Consider the following 15,861-nt stretch of genomic DNA (forward strand, 5'->3'; position numbering starts at 1 on the left):
GATCTTGAGTAATTTTCGCGAAGGATACGGGCGCCTGCCGCCTGGTCTTTATGGCCTGTCGATTCTGTCCTGACCGGTTGCCCGGAGCCGAGAGAGCCATGGAAGAATTTTACCGCATCCGCCGTCTTCCGCCTTACGTGTTCGAACAGGTCAACCGGGCCAAGGCAGCCGCGCGGAATGCCGGCGCCGACATCATCGACCTCGGCATGGGCAATCCGGACCTGCCGGCGCCGGCGCACGTGCTGGAGAAGCTGAAGGAGACGCTGGGCAAGCCGCGCACCGACCGCTACTCGGCCTCCCGCGGCATCCCCGGGCTGCGCCGGGCCCAGGCCGGCTACTACGCCCGCCGTTTCGGCGTGAAGCTCAATCCCGACACCCAGGTGGTGGCGACGCTCGGCTCCAAGGAGGGGTTTGCCAACGTGGCGCAGGCGATCACCGCGCCCGGCGACGTCATCCTTTGTCCCAATCCGAGCTACCCGATTCACGCCTTCGGCTTCTTGATGGCGGGCGGCGTGATCCGCTCGGTGCCCTCGGAGCCGACGCCGCAATTCTTCGAGGCGGTCGAGCGGGCGATCGTGCATTCGATCCCGAAGCCGCTGGCGCTCGTCGTCTGCTATCCTTCGAACCCGACCGCCTATGTCGCGAGCCTCGATTTCTACAAGGACCTGGTCGCGTTCGCGAAGAAGCACGAGATCCTGATCCTGTCCGATCTCGCTTATGCCGAGGTTTATTTCGACGAAAGCAACCCGCCGCCCTCGGTGCTCCAGGTGCCGGGCGCGATGGACGTCGCCGTCGAGTTCACCTCGATGTCGAAGACCTATTCGATGGCTGGCTGGCGCATGGGCTTTGCGGTCGGCAACGAGCGCGTGATTGCGGCACTCGGCCGTGTCAAATCCTATCTCGACTACGGTGCGTTCACGCCGATCCAGGTTGCGGCGACCGCCGCGCTGAACGGACCGGACGATTGCATCAAGGAGATGCGCGACACCTACCGCAAGCGGCGCGACACGCTGGTGGAATCGTTTGGCCGTGCCGGCTGGGAGATCCCGCCGCCGGAAGCGTCGATGTTCGCCTGGGTGCCGCTGCCGGAAGCCTTCCGCAGCGTCGGCAGCATGCAATTCGCGACCCTGATGGTGGAGAAATCCGGTGTCGCGGTCTCACCCGGCGTCGGCTTCGGCGAGCATGGCGAAGGATATGTCCGCATCGCCATGGTGGAAAACGAGCAACGGATTAGGCAGGCCGCGCGCGGCGTGCGCCGCTTCCTTGAAAGCGGCATCGAAACGTTGCACAACGTCGTTCCGCTCGCCACTCGGCGTTAAGTTCTCTTCCGCAGGTTTTCCAAGGCATCATGGTTGCACCCCTGAAAGTGGGCATAGCGGGGCTCGGCACCGTGGGCGCCGAAGTTGTCCGTCTGATCGAAACGCAGGCGCGCGTGCTTGCCGGCCGCAGCGGCCGCGGCATCCGCGTCGTCGCCGTCACCGCGCGCTCGAAGGCGAAGAAGCGCGGCGTCGATCTGCGCGGCGTCGAATGGGTCAAGGATCCGCTTGCCCTCGCCACGCATCCCGGCATCGACTGCTTCGTCGAACTGATGGGCGGCTCCGGCGACCCCGCGCTGTCGGCGGTCGAAGCCGCGCTCGCTGCCGGCAAGTCCGTGGTCACCGCCAACAAGGCGTTGCTGGCAAAGCACGGCCTCAAGCTGGCAAAGGCGGCCGAAAAGCACGGCGGCGCGCTGAATTTCGAGGCAGCCGTCGGCGCTGCGATCCCTGTCATCAAGACGTTACGCGAAGGTCTTGCCGGAACCGGCATCAACCGTGTCTACGGCATCCTCAACGGCACCTGCAATTACATCCTGACCCGGATGGAGCAGGAGGGCCTGTCCTTCGCCGAATGCCTGAAGGACGCGCAACGGCTCGGCTATGCCGAGGCCAATCCGTCATTCGACGTCGACGGCCACGATACCGCGCAAAAGCTCGCCATTCTCGCCAGCCTCGCTTTCGGCACGAAAGTTGCTCAAAGCGCGGTGTATGTCGAAGGTATCTCCTCCATCGCGCCGGAAGATCTCCGTGCCGCTGACGATCTCGGTTACCGGCTCAAGCTGCTGGGCGTCGCGGTTCGCACCGCCACGGGCATCGAGCAGCGCGTGCATCCGACCATGGTTCCAAAATCCTCGTCGATTGCGCAGGTGATGGGTGTCACCAACGCGGTCACGATCGATGGCGAGGGCATCCCGCCGATCACGCTGGTCGGCCCCGGTGCCGGTGGCGCCGCGACCGCATCCGCCGTCGTCGCCGACATCGCCGACGTTGCGCGCGGCATTCGCGCCAATCCGTTCGGCCGGCCGGTTTCGCAGCTGCGCGACACCAAGAAGGCGCCGATGGAGCGCCACGAGGGCGGCTACTACATCCGCCTTCTGGCCCGCGATTTCCCGGGCACCGCGGCTGCAATCGCGACGCGGCTCGCGGAGCAGAAGATTTCGATCGAGTCGATCGTGCAGCGCCATCCCAATGGCGGCGCTGCGTCGACAAACGGCAAGGCGGTCCCGGTGCCCGTCATCCTCATCACCTATGCCACGCACGAGGACGCCGTGCGCCGCGCGCTCGCGGCCGTGCAGCGCGACAAGGTGATCAGCGGGCGGCCGCAGGTGATACGGATCGAGAAGAACTGAGCATGCTTAGCAATGACACGGTTCGAACGAACTGTGGGTGTTACGAGTTGATGCGGCGGAGATGTCCGTCCAAAACTGTTTAAGGAGTGAGCCGATGTCGACCCATATTTCAGTCCCGCCGCAAGCGTTGCTCGAGCGCATTCTCACGCTGGAGATCGTGCGTGTGACGGAGCGGGCGGCGGTGTCTTCGGCGCGTCTGCGCGGGCATGGCAACGAGAAGGCGGCCGACCAGGCCGCGGTGGATGCGATGCGGCGCGAGCTCAACAAGCTGCCGATCGAGGGCACCATCGTCATCGGCGAGGGCGAGCGCGATGAGGCGCCGATGCTCTTCATCGGCGAGAAGGTCGGCATGAACGCCGGCCCGCAGGTCGACATCGCGGTCGACCCGCTCGAAGGCACCACGCTGTGCGCCAAGAACATGCCGGGCTCGATCGCCACCATGGCGATGGCCGACGGCGGTACTCTGCTGCACGCGCCCGACGTCTACATGCAGAAGCTCGCGATCGGTCCGGGTTACGACAAAGGCGTCGTCGAGCTCGATGCGACGCCGGCCGAAAACGTCCGCCGCCTTGCCAAGGCCAAGGGCGTCAAGCCGGACGGCATCACTGTTCTCGTGCTCGACCGGCCACGCCATGCCAGCATCATCGAGAGCGTGCGCTCGACCGGCGCCGCCGTGCGCCTCATCACCGACGGCGACGTCGCCGGCGTGATCCACTGCGCCGACCCTGATAATACCGGCGTCGACATGTATCTCGGCACCGGCGGCGCGCCCGAAGGCGTGCTCGCGGCCGTGGCGCTGCGCTGCATCGGCGGCCAGATGCAGTGCCGTCTCATCCTCGACTCCGACGAGAAGCGCGAGCGCGCCGCCAAGATGGGCGTCAACGATCCCAAGATGATCTACGGCATAGAGGACATGGCGCGCGGCGACTGCCTGTTCGCCGCCACCGGCGTCACCACGGGCTCGCTGCTATCAGGCGTCAAATTCCGCAAGGACGGGGTGATCGAGACCGAGACGGTGGTGATGCGCTCCGTCACCGGCACCGTACGCTACATCAAGGCCGAGCACCGCGAGCTGGCCAAGTTCCATTTGGATTGATGTTCTCCGTCATTCCGGGGCTCGCGAAGCGAGAACCCGGAATCTCGCGCCACAACTTCTGGATTCCGGGTTCGCGACTTCGTCGCGCCCCGGAATGACAACAAGAACAATTAAGGGAAGCGCCAGTGTCCGACCTGTCCGCCGTCAAAGCCCTGGTCTTCGACGTGTTCGGCACCGTCGTCGACTGGCGCACCAGCCTGATCACCGACTTCATGTGGTGGGCGAGGGGCCGCGGCATCAGCGCCGACTGGACTGCCTTGGTCGACGGCTGGCGCGGCATGTACATGGCTTCGATGGATGACGTGCGCAAACATCCCGAGCGCGGCTATGTCATGCTCGATGATCTGCATCGCCGTTCGCTGGAAAAGCTGGTCGCGCAATTTTCGATTCCAGGCCTCACCGAAGCCGATCTCGATCACCTCACCAAGGGTTGGCACCGCCTGCACCCGTGGCCCGATAGCGTGGCGGGCCTGACGCGGCTGAAGACGAAATTCGTGATCTCGCCGCTGTCGAACGGCAATGTCGCGCTGCTCACGAACATGGCGAAGTTCGCAGGGCTGCCCTGGGACCTCATCATGTCGGCCGAGCTGTTCGAGCACTACAAGCCTGATCCCGAAACCTATCTCGGCGCCGCGCGCCTGCTCGGCCTCAAGCCGGAGCAGGTGATGATGGTCGCCGCCCACAACGGCGATCTCGCCGCCGCGCAGAAGAACGGGCTGAAAACGGCCTTCGTGGCACGGCCGACCGAATACGGTCCGCTCCAGAAGGTCGATTTCGAGGCCACCGGCAACTGGGACATCGTCGCCAAGGATTTTGGCGGGATCGCCGACACGCTCGGGTGCTAGGGGGGCTGCGACTTTGCAGAGGGCCAAGGCTCAGCCTCGCAGCACGTTCCACGGGGCGAAGGCGTTGTTGACGCCCTCGAGCGCCGGGCCGAGTTGCGGTACATGCCGCAGCAGTACCGATTTCATTCCGTTGTTGTGGATCCAGTCCAGACCGAAATTGGTGTAGACTTCCGCCCGGTAGTCATCGGTGAAGAACCGGTCGCTCTTCAGACGCCGCGATGCCATCAGGATGAAAATGCGGAAGGCGGTATCGCTGAAGCCAAAACCGTCCGGCAGGTCCTCGGCCAATAATCCGACCATCAGATCAACGCGATCGACGTCGCCCTTGTAGATCGCGCGCATCTTCCTGGCGGCATCGGGGATGCTGGTGATTTCCTCGAATGTCTTGACCCGCTTCTTGCCGACCAGTTCGCGGAACCGATTGTAGCGCGGCACGCCGCGCTCGCGATCGCGCATGATGTCGATCGCCGCCACGTCCAGCAGCGGCTGGTCGTCCTTCGTGAACTGGCGCAGAAAGTTGGGATAATTGTGGAGGCGAATGGCGCCGGGATGAGCGGTGCCGAACGAGTATAGCAGGTCGACGAAGCCGTGAGTCTGCATGAACTCGCGGGAGGCGCGCCCCTGCATTTTGACCAAATCGCTAGGGGTAATCTCTGTGCTATCGAGCCGCCGTACATCCATCGTTTCGGGGATCAGCGGGTGCAGGCGGTACACGGCGGTGAATTCCTCCGTCATCGCGTAGGGCGCGCTGTGCTGATCAGTCGGAGAGCCGATGATACCAAAGGCGGCTTCGCTGTTCTTGCCGAGCACCGCGCGTAGCACCCGGCACGGGATCCCCGACCAGTTCGCGTGCATGCTGAAGTCCAGCGCGGGATGGCCGAGGATGCCTGGCGTCCATTCGACGGTGTGGATCTTGGCGATCAGGGCCGCGTTGATCAGGCGCGCATGCTGGAATAGCGCCTCGTCGTTCCAGGTCGGATACCGCGTCTTCAAGCCGTCGCAGATGACATTGTGCTCGCGTGCGAAAAGGTTATGCAGCAGGCTGAGCCCCACCCACCAATTGTCATTGAAGCCGGTGAGATCGGCGCCCGGATGCACCGGATCGGCTGAAAGCATCCCATCATCGCCGACCGCGATCTTCCCATCTGCCCCGGAACGGATCTGCATCTGCCTCGCGCGGTCGCTGCCGTAGATCTGTCCGGCGTCCCACCAGTGCGAGTTGAGGTTGCGGAACGTGGGGGTCGCGCCGAGCCATGGTTCACGTGGCGTCTCGTCGCAAACGGTCCGACGGATCGTCATGCAGCCGTCGATCCGCTGATCCGCTGGCCATTCGTCGTTTGGCTTCAGCGGAATCTTGAACTCGTTTCCCGACTTGGGGGACCCATGGCTGAACCAATTATGGGTTTCGAACTGGATCCAGGCGGCGGCCAGCAGATTGAGGCTGGTCGCGGGAATGAATTCGCGGCGCGCCAGCAATTCCTCCGAGATCACGCGCGGACTGGGTTCGAGCAGGTCGTCCAGGCTGTCCGGCACACATTGGGGCAGCGCGAAATTGCGTCCGAACCGGGCGCCAGCCATCCCCATGCGCGGATGGTCGAGGCTGTTGAACGAGCCGTCGGCGGAACGCCAGCGGTCATTGCCCGTGCTCCAGCGAGGCGATGTCGTGCCGTAGCCGGTATGGTGCAGATTGTGCTCCCGCAACCGATCGCGGAACGCCGAGAGATTGGCAGCTCCGAGCAGGGTCGGCAGTTTGTCCCATGTGACAAAGAAGTTGATGGCCCAATAGACAACATCCGGGACCCGTTGGAGCAGGTCACGATGGAAGACAAAACCATCGTTCTCGCGGGACATTGACGCTCCCAAACAAATTCACGTCAATAAGCTCGATTTGCAATTAGTAGATGTAATTCAATAACATCAAAATGTCCGCTTGCCAACGCCGCCGGAGACATTGCGGATTGCAATTGCTTGCCGGTCAGCCGGACGGCGGTGATCGTTCGGCGGCCCGGGCGGCGCGTACGCCACCCGGACCCTGATCCGGCGATTACAACGTCATCTGCATCGGTTCGGGACAATAGTGGAATCCTTCGCCGGCCTTGGCGACATGGCCGTAGCCGGGCCAGGCGAAGTGATGCCGCGCGATACGGCGTGACCGCAAGATTCTTTTGACGTCGCGAATGCCGTCTCACGCAATCCGCGGCACCAGGTCGCTGCCTTCCGTTTCGGCAAAACCCGCCTGTAAAACCTCTTCGCGCTTGTGGCGCAAATGCGCGCGCAGGATATGGGCAAGGCCGACGCCGTCGCGCCTCTGCAGTGCGTTCAGGATGGCATCGTGCTCCTTCACGGCGACCGCCCAGCGCTCGGGCGTCATCGGAGTGACGTAACGCGCGCGGCGGATGCGCGCGGTCACGGATGTATAGAGCCCCGCGAGCACCGGGTTTCCGGCCGCAGCGACGATGGCTTCGTGAATGGCGCGATTCCCGCGATAGTACTGGATCAGGTCGCCCTCGCGATGATGATGCACCATCTCCGCGTGCGCGGCGGCGATCGCGTCGATCTCGGCGTCGGTGATGCGCTCGCAGGCGAGCTCGCCGGCGAGCGCCTCGAGGCCTTGGCAGACCTCGAACAGGTCGCGCATGTCCTTGTCGGTCAGTTTTGCCGCGCGCGAGCCGCGATGCGGCAAAAGCTGCACGAGCCCTTCGGCGGCGAGCACCTTGAGTGCCTCGCGGAGCGGCGTGCGCGATATCTGCAGCCGCTCGCACAGCTCGCGCTCGGGAATCCGCGCGCCCGGCGGGATTTCGCCGTCGAGCAGGATGGCCCGGATGCGGCCGACGACTTCCTCATGGAGCATGGGTCTGAAGTCCATTTGAATGCAAAAATGGAGCTATATACGAATAAATGCAAGTTCCAGCTTGTAAATCGATAATTTTGCATTCAAAACTGTAAAAAACAGAAGGACATTGAGGAAATGGACCAGCAGGTGGTCGCGGAAGACCTCGTTTTCGAGCGTCAGGACGGTATCGGGCGGATCACCTTCAACCGCCCGCAGGCTCGCAACGCCTTCACCTTCGCGATGTATGAGCGGCTTGCCGCGATCTGCGAGGAGATCAACGACGATCACGCGATCAAGGTGCTGGTGCTGCGCGGGGCCGGCGACAAAGCGTTTGCCGCGGGCACCGACATCAATCAGTTCCGCGATTTCAAGTCGCCGCAGGACGCGATCGACTACGAGAACCGCATCGATCGGGTGCTGACCACGCTCGAGCAGTGCCGCGTGCCGACGATCGCGGCGATCAACGGGTTCTGCACCGGCGGCGGCGCGGGCATTGCCGCGGCCTGCGACCTCCGCATCGGCACCCAAAGCGCGAAAATCGGCTTTCCCATTGCCCGCACGCTCGGCAATTGCCTGTCGATGTCCAATGTCAGTCGTCTCACTGCACTGATCGGCGCCGCCCGCGTCAAGGATCTGATCTTCACCGCGCGCCTCATCGACGCGACGGAGGCCGCCAGTGTCGGTCTGCTCGGCGAGGTCGTCGAGGATCTCGCCGCGCTCGACAGGCGCGCGGACGAGGTTGCCCGATTGCTCGCCAGCCACGCGCCGCTGACGCTGAATGCGACCAAGCAGGCCGTGGCGCGCCTGCAAAGGCGGCTGACGCCGGACGAGGGCGAGGACCTCATTCTGATGTGCTACACGAGCCAGGATTTTCGCGAAGGGCTCGATGCTTTCCTAACCAAGCGCGCGCCGCAATGGCGCGGCCAATAGGACGCTCCGATGCAAAGCGATCGCTCGCAATCAACCCCCGGCCGTTCGGGGCCGCTTGCCGGCCTCAAGGTCATCGATCTCACCCATGTCATGGCTGGGCCGACCTGCACCTTGATGCTGGCCGACATGGGCGCCGACGTGATCAAGATCGAGAAATCGCCGAACGGTGACGACACCCGCCATTCGGTGCCGCCGAAGATTGGCGACGAGGCGGCGTCCTTCCTGATGATGAACCGCAACAAGCGCGGCATTGTGCTGGATCTGAAGACCGTGGGCGGCAAGCAGGTGTTGCGGCGGCTGATCGCGGGCGCCGATGTGCTGGTCGAGAATTTTGCGCCGGGCGCCATGGAGCGCCTCGGCTTCGGCTACGAAGACCTGCACAAGCAGCATCCGACGCTGATCTATTGCTCGCTGTCGGGCTTCGGCCGCACCGGACCCTACAAGCATCGCCGCGGCTTCGATCTGGTCGCCCAGGCCATGAGCGGCATCATGAGCTTTACCGGCGAACGTCCCGATGGTCCGCCCGTGAAATGCGGTCCGCCGCTGTCCGACATCACCGCCGGGCTGCTCGCGAGCATGGGCATCCTCGCGGCCTACACGCACCGTCTCAAGACCGGCGAAGGGCAGTGGGTCGAGACCTCGCTCTACGAGGCCGCGCTGGTGCAGACCTACTGGCAGTCGACCATCGCGCTGGCCGCGGGCACCGCGCCGCGCGCGATGGGTTCGGCGCATCCGCTCAACGCGCCGTATCAGGCCTTCGAGGCCTCGGACGGCTGGCTGGTGGTCGGCGGCGCCAACAAGAAGCACTGGCTGTTGATGCTGGACGCGCTCGGTGCGAGCGAACTCGCCTCCGATCCGCGTTTCATCAACGGCGCCGACCGCATGGCCAATCTGAAGGAGCTCGAAGCTGTCCTGAGCGAGCGCTTCCGCACCCGGACCCGCGCGCACTGGCTGGCGGCGCTGGACGAGAAGGGTGTCCCGTGTGGACCCGTGCACGACATGCTGGAGGCGCTCAGCGATCCCCAGACGCTGGCGCGCGAGATGGTCGTCGAGGTCGAGCATTCCACGCTTGGACCCGTGAAGACGATCGGCTTGCCGGTCAAGTTTTCGGAGACCCCAGGCAAAGTGCGCACGGGCGCGCCGGTCTACGGTGAGCATACAAGCGAGGTGCTGGTCGAGCACGGGTTCGACCAGAAGCAGATCGAAGCGCTCGAACAAGAAGGCGCAATCGTCCTGGCACCGGGAAGACGCGAGGAACGCGTCGCCTGACCGGACGTCGAAAACGACAAGAACAAGAGACAAAAATCAGCTGGAGGAAATCATGGGTCGGACGTCAACACTTCTGCTCTCCGCGGCAGCAACCGTGCTTGCCGGCACGATGCCGGCGCTCAGCGCCTGGCAGCCGCAAAAGCCGATCGAGTTCGTGGCGACCGCCGGGCCCGGCGGCGGCACCGACAATCTCGCGCGCGCCGTGCAGAACATCATCACCAAGCACAAGCTGGTGGAGCAGCCGATCGTCGTCGTCAACAAAGGGGGCGGCAGCGGCGCGGAAGGCTATGTCTATGGCAAGGCGTCGGCCGGCGATCCCTACAAGGTGATCTTCGGCACGTCGAATGCCTGGCAGCAGCCGCTCGTCTCCAAGGTCGCCTTCAACTACACCGATCTTACTGCCATCGCGGCGATGGCGCAGGACGAGTTCCTGCTTTGGGTCAAGCAGGACGCGCCCTACAAGACGGCGGGCGACTATCTAAAGGCGGCCGCGTCGGGCGATTTCAAGATGGGCGGCGCGCAGTCAAAGGACACCGACGAGGTGCTGACCCGCATGATCGAGAAGGCCGGCCACGTCAAGCTGACCTACATTCCTTTCAAGAGCGGCGCCGAGACCGCCGTTCAGCTCGCCGGCGGACACCTCGACTCCCACGTCAACAATCCCAGCGAAAGTCTTGGGCAATGGCGCGGTGGAACGCAGCGGCCACTTTGCGTGTTCAGCCCGAAGCGGCTGCCGCAGGGCGCCAAGGTCACCGCGACCGAAGGCTGGGGCGACGTTCCGACCTGCGTCGAGCAGGGCCTCGACATCAAGCAATATGAGCAGCCGCGGACGGTGTGGCTCCCCGGCAAGGTCACCCCCGACCAGGCCGCGTTCTATGTTGACCTGATGAAGAAGGTGCAGGCGACGCCGGACTGGAAGGACTACATCGAGAAAACCTCCCAGGTCGACACCTTCCTGACCGGCGCCGAACTCGACAAGTTCATCAAGGAGGACCTCGAGCACGTCAAGCAGGTCGCGGGCGAGCAGGGCTGGTTGGTCAAGTGAGGCGGCCGATGGCGTTCGATCGCGCAGCCGAGTTCAATCACCGTCCTCATCCTGAGGAGCCCGCCGCAGGCGGGCGTCTCGAAGGATGGCCGCGGATGGGATGTCGCCTGGAACCGTCCTTCGAGACGCGCGCCAACGCGCGCTCCTCAGGACGAGGACTGAGCAAACATCTGGCGTTTCGCTGGAGTGGCTCGTGATATCACGCCGCGCCCTCGAACTTGCGACCGCAATCCTCACCGGCAGCTTCGGTGTGGCCGTCGTCGTCTCCAGCCTCGATAACGGCATCGGCTGGTCGAGCGCGGGCGTGGATGCCGGCACGTTCCCGTTCCTGACTGGCATCATCATCGTGCTCGGAAGTCTCTACAATCTGGCGCGCGGTTTGATGCCGGTTGCGTCACTGGCGAACGTCCCCATCGCGATCACCTCGATCGAGCTGCGCCGGCTTGCCGGCCTGTTCGTGCCGGCCGCGATTTTCGTGGCTGCGATTCCGTTGGCCGGGATGTACGTCGCCTCAGCCCTGTACATCTTCGCGGTGCTGGCGATCCCCAAACAACAATCCGTGCCGCGCGCGCTTGGTATGGCGGCGGCGACGGCGCTCGCGCTCTACGTCGTGTTCGAGCGCATGTTCCAGGTGAGCTTGCCGCACGGCGCGCTCGCCGCGGCCTTCGGCTTCTGACGGGGAGGCCGATGGACAATCTTGGAGAACTTCTTCACGGCTTCAGCATCGCGATCACGCTGCCGCATCTGGCGCTGATGGTGATCGGCGTGCTGCTCGGCATTCTCGTCGGCGTGCTGCCTGGGCTGGGTGCTCCGAACGGGGTGTCGCTGCTGCTGCCGCTGACCTTCGGCATGCAGCCGGTCTCTGCCATCATCCTGCTCTCCAGCATGTATTGGGGCGCGTTGTTCGGGGGATCCGTGACCTCGATCCTGTTCAACATCCCGGGCGAGCCGTCGTCTGTCGCCACCACCTTCGACGGCTATCCGATGGCCCGTGACGGACGGCCGACCACGGCGCTCGCCACCGCCTTCGGCTCGGCGGCATTCGGCGCGCTGATCGGCGTCATCCTGATCACCTTCCTCGCATCTTGGGTGGCGCAGGTCGCACTCGCCTTCGGGCCGGCGGAATATTTCGCGGTCTATTTCCTGGCATTCGCCAGCTTCGTCGGCATGGGCGGGGCAGCGCCGATCAAGACCATCGTCGCGCTGGCGATCGGCTTTGCCATTGCCGCCATCGGCATCGACACGGTCTCCGGCAGCGTGCGCCTCACGATGGGCGTCGACGAGCTCGTCAAGGGCGTGAACTTCGTCGTCGCGGTGATGGGCCTGTTCGGCATCGGCGAGCTGCTCGTCGCCGTCGAAGAGGAGTTTCATGCCCGCGCGGTCTCGTCGAAGATTGAGTGGCGGGAGGTGTTTCGCGCAATCGGCCGCCTGCCGCGGCACAGCGTTGCGCTGCTGCGCAGCGCGGCCATCGGATGCTGGATGGGGATCACGCCAGGCGGCCCCACCGCGGCATCCTTCATGAGCTACGGCATCGCCCGACGCTTCTCGCGCCGCGGCCGATATTTCGGCACCGGAGAGGTCGAAGGCATCATCTCGCCGGAGACGGCCGATCATGCCGCCGGCACCAGCGCGCTTCTGCCCATGCTCTCGCTCGGCATTCCCGGCTCGGCCACGGCGGCCGTCATGATGGGCGGGCTGATGATCTGGGGCCTCAATCCCGGGCCGATGCTGTTCGTCGACCAGAAGGACTTTGTCTGGGGCCTGATTGCCTCGATGTATGTCGGCAATATCGTTGCCGTCGTGCTGGTGCTTTTGACCGTGCCAGTCTTCGCCGCCCTGATGCGGATTCCCTTCGTCATCATCGCGCCGCTGATCGTGATCATCTGCGTCGTCGGCGCCTATTCGGTGTCGAACTCCTATCTCGATGTCGTCATGATGCTCGGCTTCGGCATCGTCGGCTATCTCTTCAAGAAGCTGTTCTATCCTCTGGCGCCACTCGTGCTCGCGATCGTCATCGGCGACAAGGCCGAGGACGCGTTCCGGCAGTCGATGCTGATGTCCAAGGGATCGCTCGGGATATTCTTCGCCAACAAGCTGGTGACATGCCTCATCGTGGCCGGCATCGCGCTGTTGCTGCTTCCGCTCGTGCTGCAGCTTGCGCGCCTGCTGCGCAAGCCTGCGCCGTCCGCTGATGAGATGACAGCCCAAGAGAGAGCTCGAGAGACCGCGCGAGAGAAGGTGACCATATGACCGCAAAGCCGCTCATTGCATTGGCAATGGGAGATCCCGCCGGCATCAGCCCGGAATTGACCGCAAAGCTCGTCGTGCAGGACGACGTCCGCGCCGTCAGCCGGATTGTCGTGATCGGCGACCGCCGCATCTTCGACGAGGGCGCGCGCGTTGCCGGCGTCAAGCCGGAGCTGACAACAGTGGAGCAGGGGGTGGACTTGCGCGCGGCGAAGGGCGAGACGCTGTTCGTCGATCTCGGCCACCTCGATCCCGGCGACATCAGGCAGGGGATCGCGAGCCTTGCCGGGGGCCAGTTCGCGCTTGCCAACTACAAGCACGCGCTCGAACTCGGCCGTGACAGCCGGGTCGACGCCGTCTGCTTTACGCCGTTCAACAAGCAGGCGATGCGGCTGGCTCGCGCCGAGTATGACGACGAGATCGCGTTCTCCGCCGAAGTGGTCGGTCTCAAAACCCCCGCAAGCGAGTTCAACGTGCTGGACCGGCTCTGGAACGCCCGGGTGACGTCTCATATCTCGCTCAAGGACGTCGCCGCGCGCCTGTCCGGCGAACGTATCCATCGCGCGCTCAAGTTGACTGATGCCTGCATGCGCAATGCCGGCTTCGCCCGGCCGCGCATCGCGGTCGCCGGTCTCAATCCGCATGCCGGAGACGGCGGCAATTTCGGCCGCGAGGAGATCGATGTTATTGCGCCGGTAGTCGCAGCCGGCCAGCGCGAGGGCATCGTCGTCGAAGGACCGTTTCCCGCCGACACCGTGTTCCTGCGCGCCAAGGGGGGCGCCTTCGATGCGGTGCTGACGATGTATCACGACCAGGGCCAGATCGCGATGAAGCTGATGGGCTTTGATCGCGGCGTAACGTTGCTCGGCGGCTTTCCATTCCCGATCTGCACGCCCGCGCACGGCACCGCCTACGACATCGCCGGCCAGGGCATCGCATCAATCGGCGCCAGCCGCGCCGCCGTGCTGCTCGCGGCAGAGATGGCCGGGCGGCGCGCGGCCTGATCTGCGCGATACGCGCGGCGCGGCGGCTTACAGCTCCGTAGCCAGCTGCGCCACCTGTTCCCGCAGCCAGCTGTGCGCCGGATCGTGATCGTACGACGTGTGCCATAGCAGGGAGACCGTGACCTCGCGCAGCTCGATCGGCAGCGGGCTCAGGCTGAGTCCGAAGTCGGCGGCGAAGCGACGGGCCAGTCGCGCCTGGATCGTGACGATGACGGGGGCGTGCGCCACCAGCGAGGGCGCCGTGAGAAAGCGCGGCGTGGTCAGCGCGACGGAACGACGCAATCCGAGCTTCTCCAGCGCTTCGTCTACAATGCCGCGGGCGTTGCGCGCGGGCCTCAGGCTGGTCAGCACATGGGGAAGCCGCACGTAGTCATCGAGCGAGATCGGAGGCGTGATGCCGGTCAGCCCGGCGTTGAACATGCAGACATAGCTCTCGGTGAACAGCTTGCGGCGCTTGTGGTGAAGCTGTCCCTGCTGGAACGCGTCGTAGCCGATCGCGAGATCCATTTCGTCGGCATCGAGATCGTCGAGCAAGCGAGACGCGTCGAAATTGTAGAGACGCAGGTGAATGCCGGGGGCGACGTCGCGCATGCGCGCGAGTAGCGCCGGCATGAACAGAATTTCCATGCTGTCCGGCAATCCGAACGTGAACGTCCGCACCGCCGTCGCCGGGTCGAATGTCTGCTCGCGCGACACGAGCGCCTCGACCTGCGCCAGCATCGACTGCACCGGTTCGAGCAGGGTGACCGCGCGAGGGGTGAGGCGCATCCCTTCGGGCCCCCGCGTCAGCAGCTCGTCGGAGAACAACTCCCGCAGGCGTGCGAGGTTGTGGCTCATCGCGGACTGGCCAATGCCGACGCGGGCCGCCGCCCGTGTGACGCTTCGCTCGGTGAGAAGTGCCCCGAGATGTACGAGCAGATTCAGGTCGATATGACCAAGATTGACAGTATCGATGCCCATTATCGATCCCATCTGTTTGATCGATGATCATAGCCTGACCATGTCTTGCGGCAAGGGAGCAGACGGGCGTCCCGCCCGCCGCCCAAGCCAACGGAGGGTCGCATGTCGATCCGAAGCATGTTTCTCGCAGCCGCCATCACCACGACTTCATGGGGGGCCGCTCACGCCAGCGACCTGAAGCCGATCGCAGGGCAGAGCATCAAGATCGGCGATCTGTCCGGCGTCGCCTATTACACCGTCGAACCCGATGGATTCCACGTCGTCACGACCGTTGCGCGCGGACAGGCCGGAGCGCCGATCCGCTTTGTGTCGGTGCTCATGCCCGGCCAGCGCCTCGTTGTCTCCGCTGCGAGCGAGGCCGGCGCGTTGGAGATTGGCCGGACTGGCGACAGCCTGTCCATCCGCGAGCCTGGCGCGGCCTCGAACTGAATTCCGGAGCCAGCGATGTCCACCATCCGTCTTCATCGAACCACCACCTTGACCCCCAAGCAGTACCTTGCCGCGCTGACCGATTTCGGGCCCGGCCGCTCCACGCTTTTCGGCAACAGTGCCGACGAAGATCTCGAACTGCATCATCTCGGCCTGAAGCATGCAGACGTCACGGAAGGCTCGCGCGGCATCTGGGAACGCTTGCACTATGACTGGTCCAATCCCCACCGCGTCGTCCTGACGACGACCGACTCCAATGTGTGGGGAGGCGCGTCAGGACACATTTATGCTTTCCGACGCCGGCGCGACGGAATGACCGACATCGACCTTGTCGTCGTGCGCGAAGGCAAGAACATCAAGGGCTGGGTCCTCGGCTTTGTGCTCGGCACCATCGGCAGAAGCGTTCTGCAAAAGGCGTTCGAGAACTCCGTCCAGGCGATCGAGCGTCGGAACGATCTTTCGAGCCATCTCGACAGGATCGCTGTTTAGTCAAAAGGCCCGATCGAATTGCACCGAGTACAATGTGTATATTGTACTG

Annotated in this window: 15 protein-coding genes and 1 pseudogene; 12 read left to right on the plus strand and 4 right to left on the minus strand. The window is 64.3% G+C overall.

Features of this window, described 5'->3' with window-relative positions:
• Window positions 1-98 precede the first annotated feature (98 nt).
• The 4 genes from BRA471DRAFT_RS18445 (at window position 99) to BRA471DRAFT_RS18460 (ending at window position 4,606) form a co-directional block, all read left to right on the plus strand.
• Window positions 99-1,319, plus strand: a complete 1,221-nt coding sequence (locus BRA471DRAFT_RS18445; protein ID WP_007591524.1) for an LL-diaminopimelate aminotransferase — start codon at window positions 99-101, stop codon at window positions 1,317-1,319.
• Between the two features lie 29 nt (window positions 1,320-1,348).
• Window positions 1,349-2,665: a homoserine dehydrogenase gene (locus BRA471DRAFT_RS18450; RefSeq protein WP_007609884.1), complete on the plus strand. Its 1,317-nt coding sequence runs from the start codon at window positions 1,349-1,351 to the stop codon at window positions 2,663-2,665.
• Between the two features lie 94 nt (window positions 2,666-2,759).
• Window positions 2,760-3,761, plus strand: a complete 1,002-nt coding sequence (glpX, locus tag BRA471DRAFT_RS18455; protein ID WP_007609885.1) for a class II fructose-bisphosphatase — start codon at window positions 2,760-2,762, stop codon at window positions 3,759-3,761.
• A gap of 125 nt (window positions 3,762-3,886) precedes the next feature.
• On the plus strand, window positions 3,887-4,606 hold the full coding sequence (locus tag BRA471DRAFT_RS18460) for a haloacid dehalogenase type II (RefSeq protein ID WP_007609886.1): 720 nt from the start codon (window positions 3,887-3,889) through the stop codon (window positions 4,604-4,606).
• A 30-nt stretch (window positions 4,607-4,636) separates the two neighbouring features.
• Here the strand turns inward: BRA471DRAFT_RS18460 and BRA471DRAFT_RS18465 are convergent, their stop codons facing one another.
• The 3 genes and pseudogenes from BRA471DRAFT_RS18465 to BRA471DRAFT_RS18470 all read right to left on the minus strand — a co-directional run bounded on the left by BRA471DRAFT_RS18465 (window position 4,637) and on the right by BRA471DRAFT_RS18470 (window position 7,457).
• Window positions 4,637-6,457 carry a peroxidase family protein gene (locus tag BRA471DRAFT_RS18465; RefSeq protein WP_007609887.1) on the minus strand — a complete coding sequence of 607 codons (1,821 nt, stop codon included), beginning with the start codon at window positions 6,455-6,457 and terminating at the stop codon, window positions 4,637-4,639.
• Window positions 6,458-6,650: 193 nt separating this feature from the next.
• Window positions 6,651-6,749, minus strand: a pseudogene (locus BRA471DRAFT_RS40375) (MBL fold metallo-hydrolase); the annotation flags it as partial.
• A 42-nt stretch (window positions 6,750-6,791) separates the two neighbouring features.
• On the minus strand, window positions 6,792-7,457 hold the full coding sequence (locus BRA471DRAFT_RS18470) for a GntR family transcriptional regulator (protein ID WP_088931066.1): 666 nt from the start codon (window positions 7,455-7,457) through the stop codon (window positions 6,792-6,794).
• 117 nt (window positions 7,458-7,574) lie between these two features.
• Here BRA471DRAFT_RS18470 and BRA471DRAFT_RS18475 point away from each other — a divergent pair, with 117 nt between their 5' ends.
• From BRA471DRAFT_RS18475 to BRA471DRAFT_RS18500, 6 genes are all read left to right on the plus strand, one after another.
• A complete protein-coding gene (locus BRA471DRAFT_RS18475) occupies window positions 7,575-8,369 on the plus strand; it encodes an enoyl-CoA hydratase/isomerase family protein (protein ID WP_007609889.1) in 795 nt (264 codons plus the stop codon).
• Window positions 8,370-8,378: 9 nt separating this feature from the next.
• Entirely contained in the window at window positions 8,379-9,638 is a 1,260-nt protein-coding gene (locus BRA471DRAFT_RS18480) for a CaiB/BaiF CoA-transferase family protein (protein WP_007609890.1), read from the plus strand.
• 52 nt (window positions 9,639-9,690) lie between these two features.
• On the plus strand, window positions 9,691-10,683 hold the full coding sequence (locus tag BRA471DRAFT_RS18485; protein WP_007609892.1) for a tripartite tricarboxylate transporter substrate binding protein: 993 nt from the start codon (window positions 9,691-9,693) through the stop codon (window positions 10,681-10,683).
• Window positions 10,684-10,876: 193 nt separating this feature from the next.
• A complete protein-coding gene (locus BRA471DRAFT_RS18490) occupies window positions 10,877-11,359 on the plus strand; it encodes a tripartite tricarboxylate transporter TctB family protein (protein WP_007609893.1) in 483 nt (160 codons plus the stop codon).
• 11 nt (window positions 11,360-11,370) lie between these two features.
• Window positions 11,371-12,933, plus strand: a complete 1,563-nt coding sequence (locus tag BRA471DRAFT_RS18495; protein WP_007609894.1) for a tripartite tricarboxylate transporter permease — start codon at window positions 11,371-11,373, stop codon at window positions 12,931-12,933.
• Window positions 12,930-13,934 carry a 4-hydroxythreonine-4-phosphate dehydrogenase PdxA gene (locus BRA471DRAFT_RS18500; protein WP_007609895.1) on the plus strand — a complete coding sequence of 335 codons (1,005 nt, stop codon included), beginning with the start codon at window positions 12,930-12,932 and terminating at the stop codon, window positions 13,932-13,934. The genes BRA471DRAFT_RS18495 and BRA471DRAFT_RS18500 overlap by 4 nt, the downstream gene beginning before the upstream one ends.
• Window positions 13,935-13,961: 27 nt before the next feature.
• Here the strand turns inward: BRA471DRAFT_RS18500 and BRA471DRAFT_RS18505 are convergent, their stop codons facing one another.
• Window positions 13,962-14,894: a LysR family transcriptional regulator gene (locus BRA471DRAFT_RS18505; protein ID WP_007609896.1), complete on the minus strand. Its 933-nt coding sequence runs from the start codon at window positions 14,892-14,894 to the stop codon at window positions 13,962-13,964.
• A 102-nt stretch (window positions 14,895-14,996) separates the two neighbouring features.
• Here BRA471DRAFT_RS18505 and BRA471DRAFT_RS18510 point away from each other — a divergent pair, with 102 nt between their 5' ends.
• Together BRA471DRAFT_RS18510 and BRA471DRAFT_RS18515 are read left to right on the plus strand one after the other, a co-directional pair.
• The gene (locus tag BRA471DRAFT_RS18510) at window positions 14,997-15,323 is read left to right on the plus strand and encodes a hypothetical protein (protein WP_007609905.1); all 327 of its coding nucleotides are present in this window, start codon (window positions 14,997-14,999) and stop codon (window positions 15,321-15,323) included.
• Window positions 15,324-15,338: 15 nt separating this feature from the next.
• A complete protein-coding gene (locus BRA471DRAFT_RS18515; RefSeq protein ID WP_007609907.1) occupies window positions 15,339-15,812 on the plus strand; it encodes a hypothetical protein in 474 nt (157 codons plus the stop codon).
• Window positions 15,813-15,861: the final 49 nt, after the last annotated feature.

It is taken from the genome of Bradyrhizobium sp. WSM471, assembly GCF_000244915.1.
Taxonomy (GTDB): domain Bacteria; phylum Pseudomonadota; class Alphaproteobacteria; order Rhizobiales; family Xanthobacteraceae; genus Bradyrhizobium.